The organism is Burkholderia sp. (genome assembly GCF_018375725.1).
Classification (GTDB): domain Bacteria; phylum Pseudomonadota; class Gammaproteobacteria; order Burkholderiales; family Burkholderiaceae; genus Burkholderia.
Genome location: NZ_JAHACR010000004.1, coordinates 30,615 through 54,682, shown reverse-complemented (window position 1 = coordinate 54,682; position 24,068 = coordinate 30,615). Strand labels below are relative to the sequence as shown.

At 62.2% G+C, this 24,068-nt stretch carries 29 protein-coding genes and 2 pseudogenes; 8 read left to right on the top strand and 23 right to left on the bottom strand.

Annotated features, from left to right (window positions below; translation table 11 throughout):
* The first annotated feature begins 3 nt into the window (after window positions 1–3).
* Window positions 4–312 carry a P-II family nitrogen regulator gene (locus KH616_RS02390; RefSeq protein WP_009692944.1) on the top strand — a complete coding sequence of 103 codons (309 nt, stop codon included), beginning with the start codon at window positions 4–6 and terminating at the stop codon, window positions 310–312.
* A gap of 66 nt (window positions 313–378) precedes the next feature.
* On the opposite strand, the gene KH616_RS02385 is transcribed toward KH616_RS02390, so the two are convergent.
* From KH616_RS02385 to KH616_RS02370, 4 genes are read right to left on the bottom strand one after another with little or no spacing between them, the layout of a single operon-like run.
* Window positions 379–816 carry a TetR family transcriptional regulator gene (locus KH616_RS02385; RefSeq protein ID WP_009692943.1) on the bottom strand — a complete coding sequence of 146 codons (438 nt, stop codon included), beginning with the start codon at window positions 814–816 and terminating at the stop codon, window positions 379–381.
* Complete coding sequence (locus tag KH616_RS02380; RefSeq protein WP_009692942.1) at window positions 813–2,765, bottom strand: hypothetical protein; 1,953 nt, start codon at window positions 2,763–2,765, stop codon at window positions 813–815. The genes KH616_RS02385 and KH616_RS02380 overlap by 4 nt, the downstream gene beginning before the upstream one ends.
* The gene (locus KH616_RS02375) at window positions 2,762–4,663 is read right to left on the bottom strand and encodes a hypothetical protein (protein WP_009692941.1); all 1,902 of its coding nucleotides are present in this window, start codon (window positions 4,661–4,663) and stop codon (window positions 2,762–2,764) included. The genes KH616_RS02380 and KH616_RS02375 overlap by 4 nt, the downstream gene beginning before the upstream one ends.
* A gap of 8 nt (window positions 4,664–4,671) precedes the next feature.
* Complete coding sequence (locus KH616_RS02370; protein WP_226189267.1) at window positions 4,672–5,793, bottom strand: site-specific integrase; 1,122 nt, start codon at window positions 5,791–5,793, stop codon at window positions 4,672–4,674.
* 269 nt (window positions 5,794–6,062) lie between these two features.
* On the opposite strand from KH616_RS02370, the gene KH616_RS02365 reads away from it, so the two are divergent.
* From KH616_RS02365 to KH616_RS02355, 3 genes are all read left to right on the top strand, one after another.
* Entirely contained in the window at window positions 6,063–6,239 is a 177-nt protein-coding gene (locus tag KH616_RS02365; protein WP_285518508.1) for a hypothetical protein, read from the top strand.
* 87 nt (window positions 6,240–6,326) lie between these two features.
* Window positions 6,327–6,617 carry a hypothetical protein gene (locus tag KH616_RS02360; RefSeq protein ID WP_046196959.1) on the top strand — a complete coding sequence of 97 codons (291 nt, stop codon included), beginning with the start codon at window positions 6,327–6,329 and terminating at the stop codon, window positions 6,615–6,617.
* Window positions 6,614–6,997: a hypothetical protein gene (locus KH616_RS02355; RefSeq protein ID WP_080323270.1), complete on the top strand. Its 384-nt coding sequence runs from the start codon at window positions 6,614–6,616 to the stop codon at window positions 6,995–6,997. Before KH616_RS02360 ends, KH616_RS02355 begins: the two co-directional genes overlap by 4 nt.
* 21 nt (window positions 6,998–7,018) lie before the next feature.
* On the opposite strand, the gene KH616_RS02350 is transcribed toward KH616_RS02355, so the two are convergent.
* Window positions 7,019–7,462 (bottom strand): hypothetical protein, encoded by a 444-nt coding sequence (locus tag KH616_RS02350; RefSeq protein WP_046196957.1) that lies wholly within the window; start codon window positions 7,460–7,462, stop codon window positions 7,019–7,021.
* 104 nt (window positions 7,463–7,566) lie between these two features.
* Window positions 7,567–9,249 carry a helix-turn-helix domain-containing protein gene (locus KH616_RS02345; protein ID WP_080323269.1) on the bottom strand — a complete coding sequence of 561 codons (1,683 nt, stop codon included), beginning with the start codon at window positions 9,247–9,249 and terminating at the stop codon, window positions 7,567–7,569.
* A gap of 475 nt (window positions 9,250–9,724) precedes the next feature.
* Between KH616_RS02345 and KH616_RS02340 the strand changes: the two genes are divergently transcribed.
* On the top strand, window positions 9,725–9,913 hold the full coding sequence (locus tag KH616_RS02340) for a hypothetical protein (RefSeq protein WP_223997754.1): 189 nt from the start codon (window positions 9,725–9,727) through the stop codon (window positions 9,911–9,913).
* 25 nt (window positions 9,914–9,938) lie between these two features.
* Here the strand turns inward: KH616_RS02340 and KH616_RS02335 are convergent.
* From KH616_RS02335 to KH616_RS02270, 14 genes and pseudogenes are all read right to left on the bottom strand, one after another.
* Window positions 9,939–10,064 (bottom strand): annotated as a pseudogene (locus tag KH616_RS02335) (transposase domain-containing protein); the annotation flags it as partial.
* 43 nt (window positions 10,065–10,107) lie between these two features.
* Complete coding sequence (locus KH616_RS02330; RefSeq protein WP_080484188.1) at window positions 10,108–11,376, bottom strand: IS256 family transposase; 1,269 nt, start codon at window positions 11,374–11,376, stop codon at window positions 10,108–10,110.
* Window positions 11,318–11,836 (bottom strand): annotated as a pseudogene (locus tag KH616_RS02325) (transposase); the annotation flags it as partial. The gene KH616_RS02330 and the pseudogene KH616_RS02325, both read right to left, overlap by 59 nt.
* Before the next feature lie 170 nt (window positions 11,837–12,006).
* Window positions 12,007–12,270, bottom strand: coding sequence for a hypothetical protein (locus tag KH616_RS02320; RefSeq protein WP_080323268.1), 264 nt, complete (start codon window positions 12,268–12,270; stop codon window positions 12,007–12,009).
* Between the two features lie 44 nt (window positions 12,271–12,314).
* Window positions 12,315–12,818, bottom strand: a complete 504-nt coding sequence (locus tag KH616_RS02315) for a hypothetical protein (RefSeq protein WP_292234759.1) — start codon at window positions 12,816–12,818, stop codon at window positions 12,315–12,317.
* 14 nt (window positions 12,819–12,832) lie between these two features.
* Window positions 12,833–13,045, bottom strand: coding sequence for a hypothetical protein (locus tag KH616_RS02310; protein WP_285518504.1), 213 nt, complete (start codon window positions 13,043–13,045; stop codon window positions 12,833–12,835).
* Between the two features lie 13 nt (window positions 13,046–13,058).
* Window positions 13,059–13,325, bottom strand: coding sequence for a hypothetical protein (locus KH616_RS02305; protein WP_046196951.1), 267 nt, complete (start codon window positions 13,323–13,325; stop codon window positions 13,059–13,061).
* A gap of 290 nt (window positions 13,326–13,615) precedes the next feature.
* Entirely contained in the window at window positions 13,616–13,906 is a 291-nt protein-coding gene (locus tag KH616_RS02300; protein WP_046196950.1) for a hypothetical protein, read from the bottom strand.
* Between the two features lie 63 nt (window positions 13,907–13,969).
* Entirely contained in the window at window positions 13,970–14,140 is a 171-nt protein-coding gene (locus KH616_RS02295) for a hypothetical protein (protein WP_179148670.1), read from the bottom strand.
* Window positions 14,141–14,570: 430 nt separating this feature from the next.
* Window positions 14,571–15,992: an N-6 DNA methylase gene (locus KH616_RS02290; protein ID WP_292234753.1), complete on the bottom strand. Its 1,422-nt coding sequence runs from the start codon at window positions 15,990–15,992 to the stop codon at window positions 14,571–14,573.
* Window positions 15,993–16,023: 31 nt separating this feature from the next.
* Window positions 16,024–16,596, bottom strand: coding sequence for a flagellar transcriptional regulator FlhC (gene flhC / locus KH616_RS02285; RefSeq protein ID WP_292234856.1), 573 nt, complete (start codon window positions 16,594–16,596; stop codon window positions 16,024–16,026).
* A gap of 5 nt (window positions 16,597–16,601) precedes the next feature.
* Window positions 16,602–17,612: a hypothetical protein gene (locus KH616_RS02280; protein ID WP_292234751.1), complete on the bottom strand. Its 1,011-nt coding sequence runs from the start codon at window positions 17,610–17,612 to the stop codon at window positions 16,602–16,604.
* 234 nt (window positions 17,613–17,846) lie between these two features.
* Window positions 17,847–19,124 (bottom strand): hypothetical protein, encoded by a 1,278-nt coding sequence (locus KH616_RS02275; protein ID WP_292234749.1) that lies wholly within the window; start codon window positions 19,122–19,124, stop codon window positions 17,847–17,849.
* A 113-nt stretch (window positions 19,125–19,237) separates the two neighbouring features.
* Window positions 19,238–19,822, bottom strand: a complete 585-nt coding sequence (locus KH616_RS02270) for a hypothetical protein (protein ID WP_292234748.1) — start codon at window positions 19,820–19,822, stop codon at window positions 19,238–19,240.
* Window positions 19,823–20,061: 239 nt separating this feature from the next.
* Here KH616_RS02270 and KH616_RS02265 point away from each other — a divergent pair, with 239 nt between their 5' ends.
* Together KH616_RS02265 and KH616_RS02260 are read left to right on the top strand one after the other, a co-directional pair.
* Entirely contained in the window at window positions 20,062–20,280 is a 219-nt protein-coding gene (locus KH616_RS02265) for a hypothetical protein (RefSeq protein WP_292234747.1), read from the top strand.
* A gap of 14 nt (window positions 20,281–20,294) precedes the next feature.
* Window positions 20,295–20,657, top strand: a complete 363-nt coding sequence (locus KH616_RS02260; protein ID WP_205814635.1) for a hypothetical protein — start codon at window positions 20,295–20,297, stop codon at window positions 20,655–20,657.
* A gap of 131 nt (window positions 20,658–20,788) precedes the next feature.
* Here KH616_RS02260 and KH616_RS02255 read toward each other — a convergent pair whose 3' ends face one another.
* Both KH616_RS02255 and KH616_RS02250 read right to left on the bottom strand, forming a co-directional pair.
* Window positions 20,789–21,490 (bottom strand): hypothetical protein, encoded by a 702-nt coding sequence (locus tag KH616_RS02255; RefSeq protein ID WP_292234739.1) that lies wholly within the window; start codon window positions 21,488–21,490, stop codon window positions 20,789–20,791.
* 91 nt (window positions 21,491–21,581) lie between these two features.
* Window positions 21,582–22,151, bottom strand: a complete 570-nt coding sequence (locus KH616_RS02250) for a hypothetical protein (protein WP_292234737.1) — start codon at window positions 22,149–22,151, stop codon at window positions 21,582–21,584.
* Between the two features lie 114 nt (window positions 22,152–22,265).
* Here KH616_RS02250 and KH616_RS02245 point away from each other — a divergent pair, with 114 nt between their 5' ends.
* On the top strand, window positions 22,266–23,255 hold the full coding sequence (locus KH616_RS02245) for a hypothetical protein (protein ID WP_292234734.1): 990 nt from the start codon (window positions 22,266–22,268) through the stop codon (window positions 23,253–23,255).
* 107 nt (window positions 23,256–23,362) lie between these two features.
* Here the strand turns inward: KH616_RS02245 and KH616_RS02240 are convergent, their stop codons facing one another.
* Complete coding sequence (locus KH616_RS02240) at window positions 23,363–23,827, bottom strand: hypothetical protein (RefSeq protein WP_292234731.1); 465 nt, start codon at window positions 23,825–23,827, stop codon at window positions 23,363–23,365.
* Window positions 23,828–24,068 lie beyond the last annotated feature (241 nt).

Genomic DNA, 24,068 nt, shown 5'->3' with positions numbered 1-24,068 from the left:
GTGATGGAACTGAAATGCGTTGTCGCAGTGCTGCGGCCCGAGGTGCTCACCGCGCTCGAGCAGCGATTGGGTGCGTTGCACATCCATGGAATGACGGTGACCAAGGCAAAGGGATTCGGCGCGCATCCCAACTTCTTTGGCAACGACTGGACAACGGAACACATCAGGATCGAAGTCTTTACGGTCGCAGAGAGCGTCGACGCGCTGGTCGAGGAAATTACGACGGTCGCGAACGAACAATCGGGCGGCGATGGCGTCGTGGCCGTCGTACCGGTAGAACGGTTTCTCCGAGTGCGGTCGGCGACTCCGTAACACCGGTTTGGCGATTGTCGGTTACCGGGAAAATGCAATGAGATCAAAGGGATCCCAGCATACGACTTAAACGTCCCTCACAGGGGGCAGAACATGGATCTTTCCAGAAGCTACCGCCTGCAGCGTTGCAATCTCCTGACGCAGTGTTTCATTAATCGACGCCAGCGTCGCGACATCAGCCAGTGCAGCGTCTCGCTCCGCGCGGACGGTCTTCAGCTGTTCTCTTACCTTCTTGACCTCCGCAACCGTGGCGTCGCGCTGCTGCCGAATGCCGCGGCCGACTTGAGTGCGGATCTCTTCGGCGATGTCGGGGTACGTATTGTGAATGAGGCCGGCGCTTACGCCAGCCTCCGCCGCGACGGAGGAGATGCTCAATTTCAGTCCCCTCGTCTTGACCCGGAGGATCGCCAGCTGTAGCGCTTCGCGCGTCTTCCCTCTGCTACGGCGCCGGGGCGCCGACCCGGGCCGCGTATCGTCGGGCGAGGTGCCTGCACGGCTGCTCATGCTCCCTCCAGCGCGGCAGTGTACGCCCGGGCCCGGTCATCGGTCGGCAGCGCACAGCCGAGATCCCGCAGCACCTGCGTCGAGCGCTCCACCACGCGCCGCGCCTTATCGGCCACTGCGGGACCGCAGTCGGTGATCGCAGCTAGCCGCAGGTTGTCCAGGTGAATCATCTGCCAGGCAGATGCTTGCCCCTGGTCGATGATGGCCTGCGAGCACCCCGCGCACATTGATGGGTCGTACACCCCCTGGCCGTGACATCCTCGCGTACCACTGATGCACCACGCGTGTCCGGTGCTGCGCAGTTCGATCGACTCGGCGGTTTGTCTCAGGAGTTGCTTGAGGTCGCGTGCGGCACGCGTGCGCGTCTGCATGATCTTCTTGCCGGCACCCCCGCTGAGCAGCGCATCGGAATGCGCCCAACTTTCCAGCAGCCCCAGCCGCGCGTCGGCCATTTCCTCCTCGAACTCGCGATATAGGGCGTGATCCTGGTGCGGGCTGGCAGCGTAGAGCTGCGTCCACGACATCGACGCATGTTTGAGTTGCCACTTCAGGAAGACGAGGCCCATTCGGCCCAACCGCGAGTTCGCGACGTTGTACGCGAAGGTGCGGCGGCACTGATGGTTGGCCAGGTTCCACTCTGTCCCGGCGGCCGCGGCCAATTGCTTCAATTGGTACCCGCAGGATGCTGAACTCAGCACCTCGACCCGCGAACCGGTTCCCAGATGATCCGAGGCTTTCACGTTCAGTCCTAGAACCAGATGCCGGCCGATCTCTCGCACATGGTTCAGGCGGTGCGCGGCCTCAGCCATTTTCATGCCGTTGCACAGGTGGCCGGTGAGATCGGGGCCCTGCGCCATCAGGTCTTCGAGCCATCGCGCCTCGCCGACCAACCGTGCTTGGAGCGGTTGGGCGTAGCGCTGCAGGATCTCAAGCGCGCGAATAGCCTCCGGCGGCACCAGAAAGTCGACCTCGGTTCCGCCGGTCGTCTTGACTTCGCGCGTGCGCACCCAGTGATACGTCACGCCGTTGCGCTGTTCGGTACGCCAACATCCGCTGGTCACGCCGGTGCTCTCCGAGTTGCGCATTCCGGAGGAGATCTGCAAGAGGTATAGGACCGCATTGCGGATCGAAGTCATTGCGGGGCGCTTGGGCGCCCCGAGCCCGCCCGCGTCTCGAGCCTGAAACAGCTCGTCCGCCTGCGCAAGACTGGCCTCGCAGTAGGCGAAAAGTATGCGCTGCACCGACCGCGGGATCACGGGGGTCGTGCCGGTCCGCCCTGACGGCATCCGATTATCTTCATTGCCGCCACATGCATCCCAAAGGGCGAGCCCCGCCCACGGGTGCTCGAGCAACGGGTGCAGGACTTCCGTATGGAACGTCCAGACCAGGTCGACAATTTGCAGCCGACCACGCACCGACACGGGCTTGAGCGTACGCCGCAAATCCGCGATGTGGTCAGACAGGTGCAGAGCTCGTACCTGACTGAAGTCGGCCAGCCCCAATTGTGCGAGATATCTCAGAGCCAGGACGCCCGAGCGGCCAATATCCGCTATCGAGCTGCCGGACCACTTTCGCCCGTGGGGGCCGCGTCGCTGAGCACAATAGAGTGCCGCCTTGGCATCGTCGATCAGTGCTTTCGGTACGTCGTCCGGCCAAACGATCTTCAGGGCCGAACCCTTGCGGTTCTTCGCCTCGATCTCCGGCGCGAGGTCCCAGACCCGATCACCGAAACGACTCACTGGATGCTCGTGGCCTGCGGCATCGGCCACGGCAGTCACCACGATAGCGTCACGTTCGGCCGGCGGAATGCCGACCAGGCTGATCGGCTGAGCCGCCAGCAACTCGAAGGCCCGCAGGGCACGTGGGGCGGGCAAGGATGTGGCCGGCACGGCGCGAGCCCCAGATAGCGTTTGGGGCGTGTCAAGGATCGAGGCAGAGGTACTTCTCATGCCCTGGGTCCTGCCTGCTGCGTTCCGCGAATCCGCGGTATCGCCGTATCGCCGTGCGAGCCATCAACGCGCAGATCCGGCGCTGACGCACGGTGTCGTGCGCGGCGGCTCATGGTCATCTGGTGCTGCCAGTAAGGGTGCAAGCCCGAGACGGTCTTGGCGCGGGCCTGCGCGACCCGGCTGCGCGCGAATTGGCGTTGCGTGAAGTCGTCGATGTAGGGGATGACCACCCGGTATCGGTCGCGCAGGTCCTCAAGCAGTCCGTCGGTCGTGCGCTCCGGACCCAAGGCTTCGTCAAGGTAGTCGAGTTCGGCCTGCGCGAACATCTGAAAGCTGAACAAGCGCCAGAGTTCGTCCACGGTGCCGACGATCGCGAAGCTCGAGCAGAACAAGCACATGACGTAGCGATCGCAGTGGCTGCGGCCATCATTCGGCGCATGCTCGCCGCTGATCGAGTCCGAGCATGCGGAGACGGGCGTCGGGCTTGGCGGGGCGCTTATGCTGCCTTTGCCGACCTTGAAAGGTTCCACTTGCACTGGCCGAATCTCATTCCCCCTCGGAGCCTGTGCTTCGGCCCGCATCAAAACGGTATAGTCGCCGTTCATGAAGCTCGCTGCATCGGCCTTGCGCGCCTCATTCATCGACGGGTAATTCACTCCGGCGACCCTCGGTGTGTTGCCCATCAGGTTGGCGGTGATGGCTATGTCGCCGTCGGCGGTACGCAGAGCACGGTCGAAGCGGCTCTTACGCAGGCGACTCAGGTTGACGCGCAACGGCAGGCCGCCGTCTCCCAGTAGACTGCGGCGTTCGATGACGCCTTCGATTGCCCTGTTGAGGGACTTGCTGTCGAGGCACGTGATGTTGCCCCTCTTTGTCGACCCTGCACTTGCTTCAGCGCGATACAGCCAGATCCGTGTCTTGAACGCGGATGGCGCCTCACCCACCAGTTCGCGGGTGCTTGCGATGGCCTGCTGCAAGACTGCGCCCTCGGAGAGGTCGAAGCAAAGGTTCTGCTCGTCAGCTTGCTCGTTCGGTTGATTTGATGCGTGCCGTCCAAGAGCGGAGCGGCCAACATTGGAACGAATCTTCTTGCTGCGGTGCTTTGCAGTACGAATTAGGATCGTGCCAGGCAGAAATCCCGGCGCTAAGGCATCGCGGCACATTTCGAGCAGGGGCGTCGGGTTGAGCCCTTGACGGTGTGCCACCAACAACAGCCTGAGTCCCTGCACGGCACTTTGCTTCAGTTGCAAGCGGCCGTGGTGAACATCAACGAGGTCGGACTTGATCGCCTTGGCCAGGCGCTCTTGCTCCGCGTCACTCAGGCTAGTCTGCAGGCTGTCTTCGCTGCTCCAGGGCAACGCGCCGCGCCGGAAGAAGCGAGAAGGCTCGCCCTCGATGAAGCCCTGCGCGAACATTTCGGCGAGTACGGCCTTGACCCCCCTGTAGGTATTGCGCGTCGAACTCGGTCGCCAGCCTTCAGCCTGAGCTCGCTTCTGCAACCATCCGATGAAATGCTGGACATGCATCGGGGAAAGGTCCGACGGCAACTTGGGTCGCTGGGGCAGCGGGGTTTGCGAACTGCCCGCGAGGTACTCGAACAGGTAAGGCAGCTGCCCGAAGTACGTGGTGACGGAGGCTGTCGCGCGTGCACCCGAGAGCAGCATCGCCTTGAGGCAGAAGCCCGATGAGCATACCCAGTCGTCGATGCCTCGGCCCAGCCAGTCACGAAGGTCGAGCGTCTTGATTCTCTGAGGAAAGCGTGCCTCGAGCCCCAACAGCGCGACCATGTCGATGCAGGCGTCGTCGGCGCCGGGCTTCGGCCGTTCGAGTGATGCCGATATGACACCGACCGGTGCGGCGCGATTCTCGCTGACGTTGTAGTTCTTCTTTCTGACCATGGCGTCGCTCAGTGTCGAGGATCGACTGTGGATGCATGCGGCGCCGTGGCCAATGCTTTGCCAACCCCGTAGAGCCGGTCAAACTCGTCCATCATCGCGAGCGCCTCTGCGCCCAGCAGCCGCTCTATCTGCTGCAAATACACCATGGTGGTCTGGACACTCGCGTGGCCGAGGCGGTCGCGGACGTACATGAGCGGCTCCATCGGTATCTCGGGACGGCTGCGAAGCAGCAGCAGGGTATGAATCGCGTAGCTGTGGCGCAGCATGAGCGGGCGCACCCGGAAGCCCACCGTGTTGCTGAGATCGGTGTAGACCTTCACCGCGGATTCCTTGCTGTAGCGTTGCCCGTGAATCGTCAGGATCAGTTCCTTGCGGTCTGCCGCGTCGGCAAGACCGTTGCGCTCGAATGTCGTATATGCGTACATGTCCTCCATCAGGCTGTATGGCACGTGCACAACGCGGGACTTGTTGAACTTGATCTCCATGTCCCGTGGGTCGAGGCGCACGTCGATAAAGGTGCCTGGCTTCCAAGCCTTTTGGGTCCGTGGATCAACCACGTACGACAGCGGGAAGGTACGTGCCTCGACTGAGCGCAAACCCACCCGCGCCATCAGGTCGAACAGCAGCCGCTGCGCTGCAGAGCGAATCGATTGCCGCACGATCTTCAGTTGATCGGCTGTCAGGAACGCAGGTTCCTTGTTCCACTCGTTGAGCAGCACTGCCGGACGGCTCGACCTCTTCCGACCGCCGGTGATATGAGTCAGGTCATGCTCAATGCCGTACACTGCGACGTCGGAACAGGTGAAGGGCAAGCGGTCGATCCGCCCGCGTTCATGTGCCCACCGGTACATTGCCGTGACCAATTCCAACCGGGCGTTGATGGTTGCGGGGTCCAGCTTGAGGTCTTGGGCCTGCCAATCGCGGTAAACACTGACGACGCTCTGCCCAACCGACATGAATGGATCGTCCCAACACCATTCGTTCGCTTGTAGAAATCGAGCGAAATCCCATAGCCGGCGACCGTACGCCTCCCACGTCTTTTGATCAAGCGCCTTTCCGCTCTCAAGCAATCGGTACAGCAGGTAGTCATGGAACGGTTGCGCCGGCTCCATCGAATCGTCGAGGATCAAGGGGAATCCCGGCCGCGGGCGTCCGGCGAAGACAAACTCATCAGTGGCGCGTACGTACCTCACGCGCTGGCCTCGCGCAACATCTTCGCTGCTTGCTTGAATGGCACGCGCCATTGGCGCATCACGAGGTCGTCGGCACCGTCAGCAATCGCGCGCGCCGCGAGGCAATGCAGCCGCCCTATTTCCGGATCATCCATAGGTTGCCAAATCTCCCCCGAATTCCATCCCGCTACTCGACTTCAAGAAATTGAATAGCAGTACACAGGACGATGTCTGTCAACCCATTTATTACTAACAAAACGAGGTATTCGTACCGCTGCATCATCCCGATCAAGCCCGAGAACGTCGACGCCTGGCTCAACCCGGACCCAGCGAACCTCGCGGCGCAGTACGCAATTCTCGAAGACCGCGACCGCCCCTATTACGAGCACCGACTCGCCGCCTGAATCCGGCCCGGGCATGGCATTCGATTCCGCCTACACAGAGCCGGTAGAATCCGTTCAGGCGGCGTGCGCCACTTTTTCGACGGGACGATGATGACGGTAATAGTTCGGGAAGTGGTGGACGGCTGGCTGATCGCAATGAACGATGAGGTCGGCAAACGCGCGGCCCCGGGCGCGGTCTTTCGCATGGGTCGCATGTCGACGGATGGACGGTATCCAGTCGTTGAAACCCGCCAGCCCGGCTGGAGTTCAGGCGCGCGCTATTTCATGCCGTTCAAGGACGAGGCGGAGGTACGCGAGTTCTTGTTGGGCCTCGGCTTCACGGAACTGCCTCGCTGGACGCCGGGCACACCGCTACTCTCGCTCGACGGGCCGCGTTGACCGCCGCTTCAGCGATCGCGCCTGCCATCATCGGCACGACACGCTGCAGGTATTCGACCATCGAGCCTGACCTTTTGGCATCGGCAGCGCTCATATCGGAGGGTATCGTGACGGACTTACCTCAGACAGATTTGCCTCAAGCCGACGGCGCCGACCCGGCGACGGTGTTCACCGCGGCGCTGGGCGTTCTGTTCAAGACACACCCGGACCCCGCACGCCTTCTTGCCGAGTGGGAGAAGATCGCCTCGCAGATGCCCCTCACGGTCCTGAAAAACGGCGCAACAAACGTTTCGCACGACGCGAACGTCGTCATCGCGCAAGGACTACTGCACATTGCACGCATGGCCGCTGACGGCGCCAGGCCAGGCGGCGGCGCGTAACCGAATGGCCGGGCGGCACGCTCAGGCTTGCTGGCCGTCCGACTCCCCGTTTTCGCCCGACCGCGCCGACTCCCTCGGGTAGTGCTCGGTCATGTAGACGCTCGCTTCCTCGGTCGTCTCAAACGTCCGGAGAACCCGCATCTCGTCGTCCGGCCTCTGCGGCATCAGTACAAGTTGCGGCTTCACGTCGAGGTGCACAACCGGGCGCTCGCGGAGTTTCAACCATTCCGCCAGCTTTTGAGCAGCGAGCGCGCAGGCCTTGTCGTGGTCCTCGGCAATGCCGTACGACGTTGACCGGTCCCACGCGCCCCCGTCCAGGCACCTGACCGCGATGCTACCGTCAGGTCGCGTCACGCCGAAGGGATGATCCCACCAGGCGTCCAGTTCTTCCTTGGTCCGAGCATCGTTAGGCGTATCGTCGAAGTCGCGAGGGAGCTTCGGATCGAGTGGGATTCGGGCGGGCATGGACGCTCCTCAGACGGGTCGGAACGCCTATTGTGCCCGATCAGCGCGAGCAGCTATCCAGAGACCGGGCCCACGCCTTATCGTGCCTCTGGATGCCTCGCGTCTCAGGCCGCCATGCTTTCAGCCGGCGCCGCACACGGACTCGCGCCGCGCAGCGTGTAGACGCCGAGGGACTGCGTAACAACGATCGGAGACCTGGACAGCAGACCGCGAAGGGTCATCTCGTTCATTTCGCCCGTATCAACGAGATCTGCCGCAAGGGTTTCCCAGCTCATTGTGGGGCCGTACCGTTTAAACGCCGAATACAGCCGATATTCCTGCTCGGTCAGTTCGCTCTTTGGATCAAGGGGCGTGGCAGGCCGGTATCGCCCTGGCGCTCCAGCGAGGAATCCGGCTCGCGCAAGGATCGCCGTGGTGACAAACCATGGCGGTACCGGGTATTGCGTCGCGCAACGTTCTTCCCGGCTTAAACGTAGTTCCCGTATGCGTTCGACGGCGCCCATCGCAACATCGGCGACGATCGGCGCGTCGGCGACAGAGGAAACACGCCGGAGTGCGACGATCACGGGGTTATTGCGCAATGATTCCCCATACCAGAACCACTCAGGGTTTTTGCGCTCCCTGCGGTCGAGCCATTCAAATCCCTGCCCCTTCTGAATCACTTCCCGAATGGAACCGACAGCCTCGATGCTCCAGCCCAGCTCTATGGCGTAGCCCATAAGGACGCCGACGTGCGCTGCACCCACGGCCGTGATCATCGACTGGGCCATCTGCCGTACGATGGCCGTCCGTTCGTTTTCGACAGGCGCCACAGCCGAGTCATCGTACAGATGCGTTTCGAGAGACAGGAGCGGCTTTTCCAAGATGTCCATGGCGAAGCGCCAGGCGTCTTCTATAAGCAGCCCTTCGCCGAGCTGCGGGCGCAGAGCGGTTTCCAGATGCTCGGGAGTGCATGGGAGGTGCTGCTTTGCCGTGGCGTCGAGCAGATCGAAGGTCCCGGCAAATTCCGCTGGTAGTTCCGACGCCCGCTTGCGCATCGCGCCCAGGATCTGGCATGCACGGCTCTCGGTAATCCCGTATTCACTGGCGACGGTAGCAAGCGTACGCCCGCCGCCGTTCACGCCATAGCGCGCGGCGAACAGAGCCGCGTTGCGCTCCGCCGTTTTTGGCGTCGCCAGCGCGAGGATTCTCCCGGCCTCGAGGATGACCTGCGCCGCCGTACGGTTGGCTGCAGCTGGCCCCGCCTGCAGGGGCTGCAGCGACACCGACGGCGCCGCCGGATCTTTGCCCATAAGCCAGCCGGGCTCGACCTGCAGCGCCTTCTCCCACGCGTCGATCTTGTCAGCACCGAGGGAATGCGGAACGCCGGCGTTCTCCCACTGCCTGAGCGTGACGTCCCGAACCTCAAGCCGCAACGCGAGATGATTGCGCGCGATGCCCAGCGTTTCCCGCCGCATCCGGGCGCGATCACCCGCGGTACGCAGCCGAGCCTGCAAGGAGGCTTCTGGCGAAATCTGCGGCTCGTCGCCCTCTGCTGGGTGTTCCGTACTGAACACCCAGCCGGCGGACACCTTCAGCGCACGCTCAAGCCGTCGCACGTCAGTGCTGCGGGACATATAAGCCGGCACGCCCCTTCGCTCCCAGCGGGTGACTGACGACAGATGTATGCCACTGGACTCCGCCACCGATTTCCGGGATAAGCCCAAAGCTTCGCGTCTTTTGCGGATTCTGTTCGCGATCGCGATTTCGGGCTGATTGAGCGACCCCGTTTCAGAAAAAATCATCATGTTCGCAACTCTCTTTCGTGCTTTCCAGCAGGCTGGATCGCCCGCTCCGCGCCGTCGCAACCATTGCCGTGCGACCCAATATTCCTTATTTACGGCGAAAGGCAACGGTTCTTAAGGGAGGTGCAAAAACCAATGCGATACGGATATGCCGCGATCAGACATTGCCACCCGGCAGTGGAAACACCCGGCGCATGCTGGTACTCATGGCCGCTCGTGGCGTTCCGACTGCCGTTGACACCGACCGGAACACGTGCCACTTTGGATCGAATGAGCGTAAGCACCCGGGGAACACATCTGGACAGCCAGTATTTCGCGGCGTCTCCTCAGCTTGCCCGACTGACGCGATGTGATAGCGTGTCGGTGTCCCCGAGTTCGTCTCTCGTGTCGTCCGTTCCCAGTGAGTTATTTCCCCATGCGTCTTACAGTTGCCCAAGCTAACCACGTTGCAAAGGTTTTTCCGGAATGTCGTACCGAGATGACCGACTTCCTCGAGGCGGGTGCCGAAGTGGTGATCTACAAGCAGAACGAATGCGGTAGCGATGTTCCGCCCTACGCAATCGCCGTGGCCGGTACTGCCTTCTGGATTGATTGCTGCGAGACACCGGAGGAGGCAACAGCGCTGGCCGACTCCCTCGGCCTTAAGGTCCTTGAGGTATGCCGGTAGTTCCTCGTCTGCAAGTGGGTCGCCGTCACTGCCCTTGACCGGTGACGGATAACCAATGATGCGGAAGTAATTTCGAGATATCGTCGGCGCGATGAGTAGGCAGTCGGGTGAGCACGTCTTTCAGGTAGATGTACGGATCGTGGCCATTGAGGAACCTGTCCGCATTTTTGTGGGCGAGGCGGTTGAACAGCGCGTTATCCGCGCGCCTGCGTGAATCGCTCGCCAAACAGGATAGCAAACTGGTTCATCGCTGATTTCCAGTCGAAGGCGGCCCGCACGGTCTTGGCCAGCACGTTGCGCAGCGCCAGCCAGAGCAGCTTGATCGCGGCCTCGTCATTCGGGAAGTGACCACGAGTCTTGATGATCTTGCGCAACTGCATGTTCAGACTTTCAATGGCGTTCGTTGTGTAGACAACTCGTCGAATCTCCGGCGGAAACACGAAGAACGGTATGACGTGCTCCCATGCACGCTGCCACGACTGCACGATGGTCGGGTACTTCGCGCCCCAAGGGCCGTCAGCGAAGTCTTGCAGTGCCTGCCTTGCCGCCTCCTCGCTGGCGGCCGCGTAGATCGGGCGCAGCGCTGCGGCGAGCGCCTTACGGTCCTTGTAGCTGGCGTACTCGAGACTGTTGCGGATCAGATGCACGATGCAGGTCTGAACGGTCGTGCGGGGATAGGCTGCGCTGATGGCCTCGGCCAGCCCCTTCAGGCCATCGACCACGGCGATCAGGATGTCCTGACAGCCACGCGTCTTGAGTTCGTTGAACACCTTGAGCCAGAACTTGGCGCCCTCGGTCTGCTCGATCCAGAGGCCCAGCACGTCGCGCTGGCCGTCGGCCTGGATGCCCAGGGCCAGATAGACGGCTTTGTTGCTGACCACACCATCGTCACGGATCTTGACCCGCAGGGCATCGAAGAACACCACCGGATACATCGTTTCGAGCGGGCGGCTCTGCCAAGTCAGCGCTTCGGCCATCACCTCGTCGGTGACCGAGCTGATGAAATCGGGAGATACCTCGGTGCCGTAACTCTCGGCCAGAAAGGCCTGAATCTCGCGCACACTCATGCCGCGAGCGTACATCGCGATGATGCGTTCGTCGAAGCCGGTGAAGCGGCGCTCGTGCTTGGGAATCAGGATCGGCTCGAAGCTGCCGTCGCGATCGCGGGGGACTTCGACCCGAACTGGGCCCCGATCGGTGATGACCGTCTTGCCGCTGGCGCCGTTGCGCTCGTTGGCTTGCCCGGGCGGCTTGGACTGGCCTGGTCGGTAGCCCAAATGCAGATTCATCTCGGCGCCCATCGCGCGCTCGATGACTGCCTTGTTGAACGCCAGCATCAGGTCCTGAACCTCGGCCGGCGTCATCGGCCCCTTGACCAACTGGTCCAGCAGTTCCTTGGGCAGTTCAGGCAGCGGCCCGCGGGCCGCTGCCTGACGCGCTACAGTTTGCCTTTTCTTCTTCATTGGCATATCCATGACTTTTACACCTCATGATATGCCCCGCCCACGAAATCACGGATAGGTCCCCATTGAGCTGCGCCGACCGGATCAGGCTCATGATCGCGGCGGCCCGCTTCCCGGCGCGCAGCGAACCGGCGAACAACCAGTTCGCTCTTCCCAAGGCCCACGGGCGAATCTGGTTTTCCAGCCAATTGTTGTCGATCGGTACGTGCCCATCGGTCAGATAACGCGTGAGCGCCTCCCAGCGCTAGAGGCTGTAGTCGAGCGCCTTGGCGATCGCCGATCCCTCGGAGACCAGTTTGCGCTGGGCAAGCAGCCACTCATGTAACGCATCGGCGATCGGCCGAGCGCGCTCCTGGCGAACCTCACATCTGTGCTCGGGCTTCAGTTCCGCGACGTCGCGCTCGACGTCGTAAAGCATGCGGAAGTACTTCAGCGCCTGCTCGGCAATTTGGCTCTTGTGGTTGCCCGGCGCAGTCGGATATGAGCACCACGGCCACTAAATGCACGCGCGGCGGCGCGCCGGCGCGGCGCGTCTCGATGTCTTCTTTCCCGCTACCCGATGTCGCAAGCGCTTCGGATGATTGACGCCACTACCTTGTCCTCGATCAGAGGCTCACGCTATCGCTTGCCTCACAACTCGATGCGAAGCGTAGCGCCTCTATGACCTGACGCGCGATGGGCGGTTTCAAAATCGCCGTACACGCCCTTGAAGCGATGTACATCCATCGTCGGATCCAGGGTTTGGGCGATGAAGACGAACTGGGGGTCCGTCTGAGCACCTCTTACCTCGACCTCAATTACCCTGGACCCCATCCTATCCTCGGGACGAACCCGATGAACACCAGCGTACTGATCCCCGCCCATTGCATTATCAAGAACAACGAATACGTTCATTGCTTTCTCCTTGCTCCTTGCTCATCGCCCATCCAGTTTCCGACTCAGCATTTTCGCCGAAAGACATTGGAAACGATGGTATCCGCTATGTTTCCAGCGATGGTGCCCGCATCCTTCAACGCTGAACCGGCCTCTGCAACGGTCTCACGCGCGGATTTCGCTACCGACTTAGCCTCTCGTTCGAGAGCGAGTTGGTCTGCAAGCGCAGTGACCTCACAACGCGCAAGGTCACGGCCCATTGCGCGCACTTTGTGTGCATACCTCTCGGTGAGCATGGATTGCGCCCAATCCCAATCGAGCGCTCCCGGCCACGACTCCCACGGCGAGCTTGAGCAAACTACTTGCTGCGGTTTGTCGCCCAACGCGTGAACGACAGCGCCGACCAATACCTCTATCCCCAATATGCCGGGACCATGTGCGATGCGCTCACCTAATGAGGGGCGATCTTCGTAGCGGTTCGCCCTGATGTACTCATTGTCGGCGTGGAGAGCCTCATCAATTTCAGCTTGTGTCGGCGGATCGAGGAGGATATTGATTTTTTGGACCATGTTTCGGTTGTAACTTACAGGTCAACGTGCGCGATGTCGCTACGTTGGCGGAGCGCCGTCACCACCAGCAACAATGCCGTCAAGCCGCCCCAACGGCCGCCGAACCACAGTGCCGCATCCGCGCCTTTCGAGAGCAACAAGACAAGCAATACCGTCAGGCCAGAAAAGCCAAAGACCAAACAATCTTTCCAGCGTGGTAGACGCTCCGTGTTCGCAGCTACCTTCATCATTTTTCCAATCTCACTTAATGACCTTTGACAATGAGGCTGCACGCGGCCAGTACAGCGTGCCAGCCGACTTTGCCGTCTTGCCGGGCACTCGCACCACATACGACACGTGATCGCGGCCGATGCCTACACCGGTGCCACGATACAGTTGCTCGAACTTGCGGTCGGGCTGCTTACCCACCGGAACGACCTCTTCAATGGTCCCCGTCTTCGTGCGCGTATATCCGCTGGACTGGCTGGTCCACGTCACCTCATCGCCGACCTGAAAAGTGCTTTCCATTGTTTTCCCTCGTCAGTTAGAGCGCTTCCAATTCATGTCTTGGACGCACACAAGCAGTTTGCCATCAGCGGACATGTTGGGAGCTTGACCGGCCGCACAAAGCCGTCCCTCTGCCGGCTCCGAGAATCTGTAAAGAACTCCGCCGCCAATCAGAAATACACCGCAGACATACCAGACCCAAGCTTGCTTTGGGCGCGCCCGCGTCGCTCCACCGATGACCAAGCACAGGCCCATGATGCCCAACGACAACGCCGTTACCGTAGTGATATTCATCTATCCCTCTTTTCCGGTCACTTGCCACACACAGCCGCGTCCGCCTTCCAGCGACGCGGCGGCTCCATGTCGGACTTCGGCGTGTACGGACGCACGAACACTTTGCATTTTGTGTCCGCAATCGTGACCGGTACGCTGTACCCGCCTTGACCAGCGACAGGTTCACCTGTCTTCATGGTCGCGTCTCGCGCAGCCCATTCAGCCGCGCTCTTGATGTCATACCGATCAGCAGGATTCAGCGTCTGCGCGCCGACAGACGTAGAGATGCCACACGCCGCAATGAGAGTCCAGGCAACGAAAATCTTCATGGTTTGATCGTTTTTCCTACCGGCTACCGGCCGGTGCGGGGCACTCACGTGCCGATTTATTTCCTACCATTCCAACTCGTTGTGAATTACGAGGCTGATGACGGCGGCAGTAAACGCAATGACGCCGCCAAATGCAGCAACGAGCTTTTCAGGCTCGGTCTCAAGTCCCATACCGAAGCCGTATGCGAAAGATACGAAGCCGCACATCGAGACGCCGGCCAGCAATCGATACATGGTCCCACGCCTCATAGTTTTCCCTTGTTCGATCAGCTTGTTCCGGTTGCCACGTCAGTCGTGGAATGCAACGCCTACGCCTGGCGCTCGCCGAATCGGGCATACCAGAAGTCCCGCACTCGCGTGCTCATGAATACGGCCGCTGCTACCGTTCCGCCGATCGCGCTCGCGACCGGCGATGGCAGTCCCAACCCGTCAAGAGAAAGGCCGCCTGCAAGCGACCCCGCGACCAAGGCGGAGACTAATCGGCATGATTGTGCTTTGGATGCTCGTGTCAGCATGGGTACCTCCTTATTTGGCGCGGCGTAAGCACAAAACTTCCGCCCCGATATAACGGCTTTCCGCTCCGAATCTTGAGCTCGAAGGATAGGATCTTGTAAGGATCAGAGCGGCCACCTGCCAGAGGACGATCTCCGGCGCCCGTGCGCGGTCATATCGGCACATTCGCCATCGGCATGCGCCGCAGGAGCGTCGTCGTAAGCGACAGGTAACCGCCCTCAAGGCGCTGCGCATAGTCCCGCGCCCACTCAGCCGCGATCGGAGACGCCAGCGCCTCCTCGACCTGATCGAGCGTGACCGCGCCGCCGGCGACGATGCTGAGATTGTGATTGATTGGCAGGATGCCCGGCGGCACGCGCACGGCCTTCGGCGTCTTCGCGATCCGCGGCACGATCAGCGACTCGCGCGACAGATCGAGCGCATGAAAGGACTCCGGCGGCATCCATACCTTGCCCTGCTGGCCGCGTTTGGCCATCAGGTGCATCCGGCTCGCCAGGTGCGCCATGACTTCCGGCGCGGGTTCCTCGCCGGGGAGCGTGCGGATCGCCCAGCGCGTCGGCGTGCCGAGCTTTCCGTTCTGAATATCGTCCGTGTCGATGGCCGGCACCAGGCACTCGGGCGGCAGGCGGCTAGCCGTTGCGGCGTCGACCACGAACACCCCTTCAGTACCGAGCCACGGCGCGATGCGCACATCCGCGAAGTCGCCGAGCAGCTGCATGCCCTCGTAGCGGGACTCATCCACGCCCGGATGTATCGGCTTGCCGCTCAGGTTCTGCCCGGCGCCGTCGTCGGATACGAGCACCACGGCCACAGGATGCACACGCGGCGGCGAGCCGGCGCGGCGCTGTTTGGGCCGGTAGAACGCCGTCTCGGCGCTCAGACGCTCCACATGGGCAAGCGACAGGCGCTGGCCAAGCCGCTCGCGCAGACGACTCGCACCAGCATTGACCATCCACCTGTCCGCCGTCACCAGCCCGATACGGCCCGCCGGGCGCACCGTGCGGCTGCATCGCTCGAGGAAGCTGTGCAGCATGTCGCCCCGGGCATAGTCGGGCACGTGGCGGCTGTATTCGTTCCGGAGCAGATCGGGCACGTTGGCGGCGCGCAGATACGGCGGGTTGCCCGCCACGATGTCCCACTGGGGCGTCGTCGGCCCGTCCGTCAGGAAGTCCCGGTTGTGGACCATGTCGTTGGCCAGCATCGCCGCGCGTGCTGTCGACCAGCCGTGCAAGGCAAGAACGGCCGCGACGCGCGATCGCGCATCGACGCACGCCGCCGGGTGAATCTCCCACCCCTCGATCTGGCCTCGAGGATCGAACCCGGACGGCCTGGCGGCGAGCAGCGCGTCGAGCGCACGTGCGAGGAACATGCCGTCGCCGCAACTCGGATCGACGAGACGACCGTTTCCGTCCGGCCAGCCGAGGCGCTTGAGTAGGTCATCAACGACGGGACTGGCGGTGTAGATCGCGGTCCTAACGTGCAGCTCGTCGATCGCGGCTCGCCGCGCAGCGGCTTCTTCGTCTTCGAACAGGAGCAGGCCTTGAGAATCCGCGGATTGGGTTTGATAGCGCATGAGTTCGGTCGTGAAGGGTTCTTGTCTGGAATCAGTCCGGGTGGTCGCCACAGGCCGTCACCGCTGCCTTGCGGGTTTTTCCGGCCCGCGACGGCGGCGCGCAGAGTCCGCACACGAAGCTGTGATGTGGATCGTGCGCGTGCATGACGAACTTCCCGCCGCAGCGCGTGCACGGCGCCATCGTGAGCAAACCCGAATCGAAGAAGCGCACCAGCGTCCACGCGCGCGTGAGAGTCAGTACCGCTTCGTCATCGTCCCGCTCGATGTTTTCCAGGTAGAGCCGGTAACCCTTCACCATCGCCTGGACCGAATCGCAGCGAGCCTCCCGCAGCATGAAGAGGTAGATGTTGTAGAACAGCGAGGAATGTATGTTCGGCTGCCACGTCATGAACCAGTCGGTCGAGAACGGCAGCATGCCTTTCGGCGGCGACTCGCCCTTGATCTCCTTGTAGAGCTTGGTCAGACGATCACGCGACAGGCTGGTCTCGGACTCCAGCAGTTGCAACCGTGCGCCGAGCTCGATCAGTTCGATCGCCAGGGTGACCTCCCTAACCTCGCCCAGCACGCTTTTTCGGGTCGCGCCGGCGTTCGGTCTACGCGTTATCTGACTCACCGCGCCGCCTCGGTCGCTTGATCCGGCGTCGCGAGTTCCCCGCCCGCGCCGCCACCGGAGGAAATCGCGTTCCGGGCCGTCGACACGAATTCCCGAATGAGATCGACACGCTGCTCGACCAGGGGTGGTGCCATCGACACGCCGTCGCGCACGTCCAGCTTGATGCGGCGGATTTCGTTCCGATCGCGATGCCACATGATGTCGAGTTCCCACGCAAAGCTGAGCAGCTTGCGCAGGAAACTCTTTTCGACCTCGGCGACGGTTACCGTTCGTACAGCGCCGGCCGCGACGGTTCGGGCGAAGCGATCCCAGTTATCCGCCTGGCCAGTCGTCTGAATGCTGGCCACGCCGACGGTCGCAACGTCGGCCGGTCGCCATACGGTTCCACAGCCTCGACACAGATGTGACCGATGCGGCGGGTTATCCCACGCCTCCTCGCCATCGCGCGCAGGCTCGGGCGCATCGACGTGTTGCAGACCACATTCCGGGCAGAACAACAGCATCGGAATCGGTGCCGCGAGCAAGCTGGCGACGGCCCGCGCGGGCTGCTGCGGGGCGGCGTCGTAGACGATGCGCGTTTCATAGAACTGCGGCTGAGCTGCGCAGGCCGAATGCGTGGCCTCGTGCACGTCGTCCCATCGAGCTTCCTCGTCGGAATGCTGGCGAGCCTGATAAATCGGCTTCGGAATCGCCACCTGTTCCGCCGCCTGCGCGGTGGCGTATGCAATCTCGACACGCCATTCATCGGAGCGCGCTGCCGTCTCGGCGAGCAGGGTGGCAGTCGGAGCGCCATCGTTCCAATGCCGACCGTCCGACACCCATTCCCCGCTCACGGTATTTCGGCGCAGCACACGATAGGCGATCGCTTTTGCCCCTTCCGTCCCCTTCTCATTGGCAGAGGATGCGCTGGCACGCGAGGCGCCCCACGCGAGCGACCAAATACGGCGCTTGGTATCCAACGCCGTCGGCCAAATTTCGCCCATGTGCCGCGCGAATGCCTCGCACATCTCCGCCTCCGCCGCCCGCTCGTCCGCCGACGCTGCCACCGCAGTACCGGCGACGGGCGTGTTCGGATCGACGCGCTGCAGCGCCGTGATCGCTTGCTCGATTGCTTCCCGGTTTCGCACCGGCACGCTCGACCAGTCGAGATCCTTGAGCTTTTGCGCGATCGCATTCGTGTCCATGTCAGCCATTTAGTGTTGACCATCCCATTCGGGTTGAAAAGCCAGTTCCTACCGGGATCAGGCAGTGAGGCCGGCGGCTTTGTCGTCCTGATGCTCCCTGGCCTGAGAGGAAAGGTGGAAGGTAATGTCCGCCAGCGCCCCCAGTCCCTGCGGCCTTGCCACGGTCTTGTCCACCCAGTCCGCAAGGTCAGTACGTCCGATCCCGTTGAACGCTGCCTTCAACTGCACGGGAAGCTCGCCGTCCATCGAGTACGGTTCTGCCGGCAACGCCACGTCGTCGGGAAAGGTATCGTTGGCGATCACCACAAGTTCGGCCCACGCTTCCGAAACAGCCTTCTCGCGCCGCATTCCGCGAACGGTCTCCTCGAGCTCCGCGTCGAGCAAGCCAAGCCGATGCAAAAAATCCGATGCGGAATCGACGGCCGCGTCCGTCATCTCGGCAACGATGGACCGGTTCGGGTTTTCGCGATCGTGAAGCGCTCTGAATTCATCATCGAAACGGGCAACGTCGTCCGCGCCGAGTCCCAGCCCGGCAGCGACCGCCTCACGCTGATTCCTGGCGCCGAGTAGCATGAGCCGGTGGACTTGCCATCCGGCGCCCGCCGCTTCGGCATAGACGTCGCGCTGTAGCACCTGGAGCGCTTTCACGCGCCCTGCTTCCAGGTCACCATCGCCCAGGTGGCGGATCAAGGAGCACAAGATCGGCCACTCATTGCCTCCGAAAAGCCCCAGCGGCATGGCGTAACCGCAGGAAGGATGGAATCGCAACTCGTAGGCATTGCTCTCGTCGTCGTCGCATTCCACGAGAGCCTGATCGAGAGCGCTATCCCCGAGTTGTCCCAGCGCGTTGATGTGGTGGTCTCGGACGCAAACAGGGCGCAGGAGATCAAGAAGAGTCGCCCGGTACGCCTTCCGGATGGCGACCACCCGATCGGCCGGCAAGTTCAGATCACTGGCGCGGTGTGCGCGCTTCGTGGCATCCCGCGGCATCACCAGATAAGGCGAAAACGAAAAGCCCGGGCCACTCAATGACGGATTGACTCGGACGAAGACCTCGCAGTCCGGCGTCGTCAGCATCCAACTGGCGGACAGATCCTTGTAATCGTCGCCACCGATATGCGGCGGACCGAAGCGCCGGTGCATGTACGTAAAGAGCGTCGCCCACTGGCACTTCTTCAGGGGCGTACTGTCGAGGACCGCATCGTCCAGACTGTATCCATCCCAAAGGTCGCGGCATTCCACGAGCGTTCCACCCCACTGATCCACCGTCGTCGAAACGAAGTTCGGGTCAGGCAAGTGGCGAGGTTTGCGAGGTGTCTTCTTTGGTTCGTTCATTTTCTGTTCGGTCCGGCGAAATAGCTCGTGGGTGCTCCGCGGCGGATAGCCCGGGGAATCCACGGTGTCATCCAATCGTGCCGGACGAAGCGCGGAATTCAAGATGCTGAGCGTCAATACGGCACCGGGCCCCATTCCTCGCCGAGCGCCATATCCGCAAGGAAGTGCTCGATATCGTCGGGAGTGAGATCCTGGACATGACTCACGAGGAGTTCGATGCCGTATGGGTTCACGCAGTAGATGTAGTCCTCTTCGGAATAAAGGCAGTGGCCCTCAACGTGAACGGGCTTTCTGTCACGAAGCGTTTCGAGAATCTGTTCCGGAAACGGGAGTTTGAGTGCAGGCCAGTCCTTCGCCGCGATCAGCTTCTTGATGCCCTCGCGTTCGACGGCCGCCAGCGCTTCGCGTCGCTCGACCTGCTGGTCGTGGATGCCGTGTTCCCATGCCTGGGTGAGCTCGTCATCGTCCCGCAGCAGATGCGGGATCGGCTCGTCCGCGTAGTGATACCCCGCGCGGCGGGCAAGGTCATACGCCCTACGTCGGTGCCGGTCGAACGCCGGCGTTCCCACGTCGCCCGATGTCACGTACAGCCACATCAGCGCAGACTCGCACCGCGCGTCCAGTGCCAGCGAAAAGAGGCTTTCCACCTCCCCGCCATCCGCATCGTTCCGTTCAGGATTTACAGACGTATCCTGCATACCTGCGCCCTCGTATCGTTCTGTCACAAGGCGCATTCTATTCCTATACTTCCTATCAGGAACTAGTTTTCCGCCAGGCACTTATTTCTGCCGTACCGAGTGCCAGTGCAGCGACTTGGGTGAGGTGCTGGTCCGGTTAGGAAGTCGGCCGGGCATGCGCTCGCGGGGATGGTTCTCCGGCTTGAGATGCCGGACATGATCGGTATGATTTGAACGGGGACCTTCCAGCGGAGACGACGATGGCACACCAAGTAATCGCGACGTTTTTCAACGACGGCAAGCATCTCGGCGAACTGGTTGTGTTCGAAAGCGCCGACACCTCGGAGGCCTTGAGGGCATGCAACGCGTATGCGGATCGGCCCGAAACGGAGCAAATTCAGGTCATCCGTCGCATGACCAACGCAACCAACGCGCTGTTTCATGTCCGGAAATGCAAGCCCGAGCCGCTGCTTGCGTAACCGAAGAGGTTTCCATGTCCGATATCGTGAAGGCCCTGTACGTGACAGACGATCGGGATCTGCCCGACGATGAGCAGCGCGCGCTCGTCATCTTTCCCGGCGGCAATGGCGACTGGTACGTCCAGGTCGCACCGAAACACGGTTGCGCGATCGAAGGCGTGCGGATCTGCATGTCGGGCGGAGCCGCGATGCATTGCCCGGGACTCGGCCCGGCGATCGCAGAAGCCTATCGGGCGATGATCGCCGCGCAGAATGGTGAACGACGGGAGCCCGTTCCCACGCGAGAGGAACTGGAGCGAGAGGTGCATGCGTGGCGCACGGCATTTCCGACACATCAGTTCGACGGCATCTTCGATATCGTCGAAACCCTCGAATGAAGCCGGGACAGTCAATCGGAAAACGCTGCATCCGCCATTGACGCTGGCGCATCGACCGCGACACGCGGCCCCCAGTAAAGTTGCGCCTGCCCCATTCCTCGGTGCCGTGCTGCTTGTCTAAGGTCGTCTGGTCAGAGGTTCAGATACTCGAGCGAGTGCCCCTTGAGCAGGATGCACGTGCCGCCGGCCTCTTCCAGGAGTTCGGCCATGCCCCGCGATTCAAGCCACTCGAACGCCTCCTGGATGGCAGGGTCGGCTTCCTCGAGCGTTTCCACTTCGGTGCCGTCTTCGGCCGACAACCCAAATGCCGGGGTGACCGCATCGGAGCGCACCGCGTGGGAAAGGAGCAGCTCGACCATGCTCTGGTCGGCAATCTCGATGGCGCGGGCCGCCTGCGCGTCGCTCGTTCCGCCCGAGGCTTCCCGCACATCGACCGAGGTCGCGCTGGTGGCCGGCAGCTCGGCGATCGCGGCGACGGCGCGGCGCAGCTCTTGCGACGCATACATTGCACGTCGCATCTTGTGCTCTGCGCGCGTGCAGCGGCATCCGCCGTTGGTGTGCATCCCCTTCGGCGCCCGGATCACGCAGCCACCGTCTGTGCAGCCTTCCACGGATGCCATGAGAGCATCGTATCGCATCAGTGCGGCCGTCAACCCCTCCGGAACCGAACGGGTCCTGCTGGCCAGCTGGAGATCGGTGATCGCGCGAAGGATGCGATCGATACCGGGATGATCGTTGAAGCCGAGCAGTGCATTGATCGCGCCGATGTCTGCGCACGCACGCTTGAACGCAGCCTGATAGTCGGGTTCCTCGCCGTTGCCCTGTCCGTTCATGTCATTCATCCGTGTTGTTCCGTGAAATCCGTGGTTCTGGAAAGACCATACCGGGTCAGCGCGGCAGATCAAGCCTGTCGCGCCCGGTGGATCAGTAGAAGCCAGCGTGCCATTCCTCGCCGTGGGCCATATCCGTAAGGAAGGGCTCGATATCGGCGACCGTCATGCCCCACGGATCGCCGAGGAAAAAGAACCCGTGATTGCCGAAAGGATCGGCGAAGCGCACGCAGTTCCCATCCGGAAACAGCCGATGGCCGCAGATGAGGAGCGACTCACCGCGCTGAAGGTCAACCAGCAGTTGCTCCGGTGCGGGAAGCCCGAACGCGGCCCAGTTCTTTGCGCGGATCAACGTCTCTCGCGCCTGGCGCCGGGCGTATTCCTCCGCCTCGTGTCGCTCTTTCCGCCGGCGCTCGACTCCCTGCGCCCATCCTTCGACCGTCTCGGAGTCTCCATCGAGCAGATGCGGCATGGGCTCGTCGGCGTACAGATAGCCCGCCCTGTCGGCAAATTCCCAAGCGCGGCGGCGATGACGGTCGAACGCTTCCGTATGGAGGTCGCCGACCGTGACGAGCAGCCGCATCAGGACGGCCTCAACGCACGCATCGAGCGCCAGTGAGAACAGGCTGTCGTTCCTGTCCGGATTTTCAGGCAATGTCTGCATGGCTCTCCGAGGTTTGGCTTCTGGAATCGTCTACGCGGCGAAAACCCCACGCATCCACTGTCTGGCGGACACATCGGTTATCCTGCGCCTCTCGCTTCCTGTCAGGAAGTATATATGCCTGCAGATCAGAATTCCCACCAAACCCACGTCGCCATGCACCGAGATCCACACCTTCCGCAATTCACGCCGGCCGGACAGTACGTGGCCGTGAACGACCTGCTCTGCGGCCACCAGCCGCTGCCAGAACATGTGGACGCCGTTACTTTCACTTACCGCAACGTCCGGTGCCAGGTGTACGGGGTGCTGCACGGTCTGCGAGGTGGAACGAATCGGCACTACCGGGAGTTCGTCAACCGGACGATCAAGGCTGCGCCCGGTCTGAGGTTCGGCGAGACCCAATTCATGCGGCTGTTCGAAGGACTTCACGTGGAGATGGACGACTGGCTCGAAATACCGCCGCGCGACGCGTTCATGATGCAGATCGCGGTTTCGCTGATGCCCTGGCAGTTTGCCGGCGTCGTTCGGCAGGCGAGACGCGAAAGCCGCACGCTGACCGACCGCTTCGGCGCCGGCGGCACGCGACGCCTCCAGTACATCGGCGGCTCGCCTGCGTTCCACCTGCTTTCGCCAGATGAGCGTCGCCGCATTGCCGGGTTCCTGCCGCCGCACGCATACCTCGTCGAGAACTGCCGTCGCCGCAGGCGGGCCGGCCGGTTTGCCGGTCCGGTATTTCCAGACAAGGACTGGTTCTGGCTGGCGCGCATCGAGCCTTATATCAACATCCCGTTGCGAAGCGTCCACATGCTCGAGTACGCCGTCGAGCGCGCGAGGCTGTCCAGCGCGAGCGAGATATCACTTTTCGTGGGCGAGATCCACAACTCGGACATGGCGTGGTATTCCGGCTGGGATGCGCAGGCTGAACCAGACGAACTGGTGCGCAGTACGGTCCGCGCGACGATCGACCGGGCTCGTGCATACGCTTCATCTTCGGGCCGAGCCCCGCGTCTCCCCTTCATTGCGGCTTCGCTCGCTGGAGCCTTCGCACCGCTCGTGATCTGGCTGCTCGCTGGCGCGGAAGCGCTACGGCTCTTCCGCCACCTCTAACGCATCCGGTCAGGATTCGCAGCGCACAATTCACTTCACGCACTGAAGGGCGGTATCCTCCCCGCGGTTCTGACCATCACCTGCTCGCCGACGTCAGCCCTTTCCGCCTATCCCTGCCCAATCTTGTCGCGGCGCTCAAGCTCCGCAGTCAGGCGATGGATTCGATTCGCCAGCAACAGACGCTGCTCGGCTGACCGGGCACGATCGCGCTGGCGGCCGGCGGCACCACGCCCTCCCAGTCTGGACGGATCGAACCGCGCAATATCCGCTGACACGGACGCGGATTGGCGTCGATTGAGGCTCGCGATGCGGCTGAGTATCCGGAAAACCGGAATCGTCCGCAGGTTGGCGTCTGCGACCGCATCGATCACGGAGCGCGCAGTCGCTGCATCCGGGCCATAGAACGCCAGTTCGACCGGCCGTCCGGCGTCGCGCAGGCACGCGAGCAACGCGTTGTAGTCGCGGTGGTCTGTTTCGATGCGCTTCCCGAGAATGGTACCGGCGAGCTCGAACGCGAAGGGATCGGGTTCGAGTGGGCGAGATTTCACGTGCGGGGGTTGCTGCTGGGTCATAACCTGATCGGAGGGACGAGGGTCTTCAAGGGAACCCGTGCGTCCGGGTTGAAGTGTTGATGATTCGCGGCGCCCTGGATCAGGTCAAACAGCAAGTGCAGATCCATTGCAACCCTCTCCTCACCATTCAATGGTGACCAAATCTGCAGGGCCGGGATCAGCATTCAAGGCGTGTAGTCTCGAAAATCCCGGGGAAATACCCGAAAACATCCAAAATCGCCGACCGGAAGTAGCGTTTTCA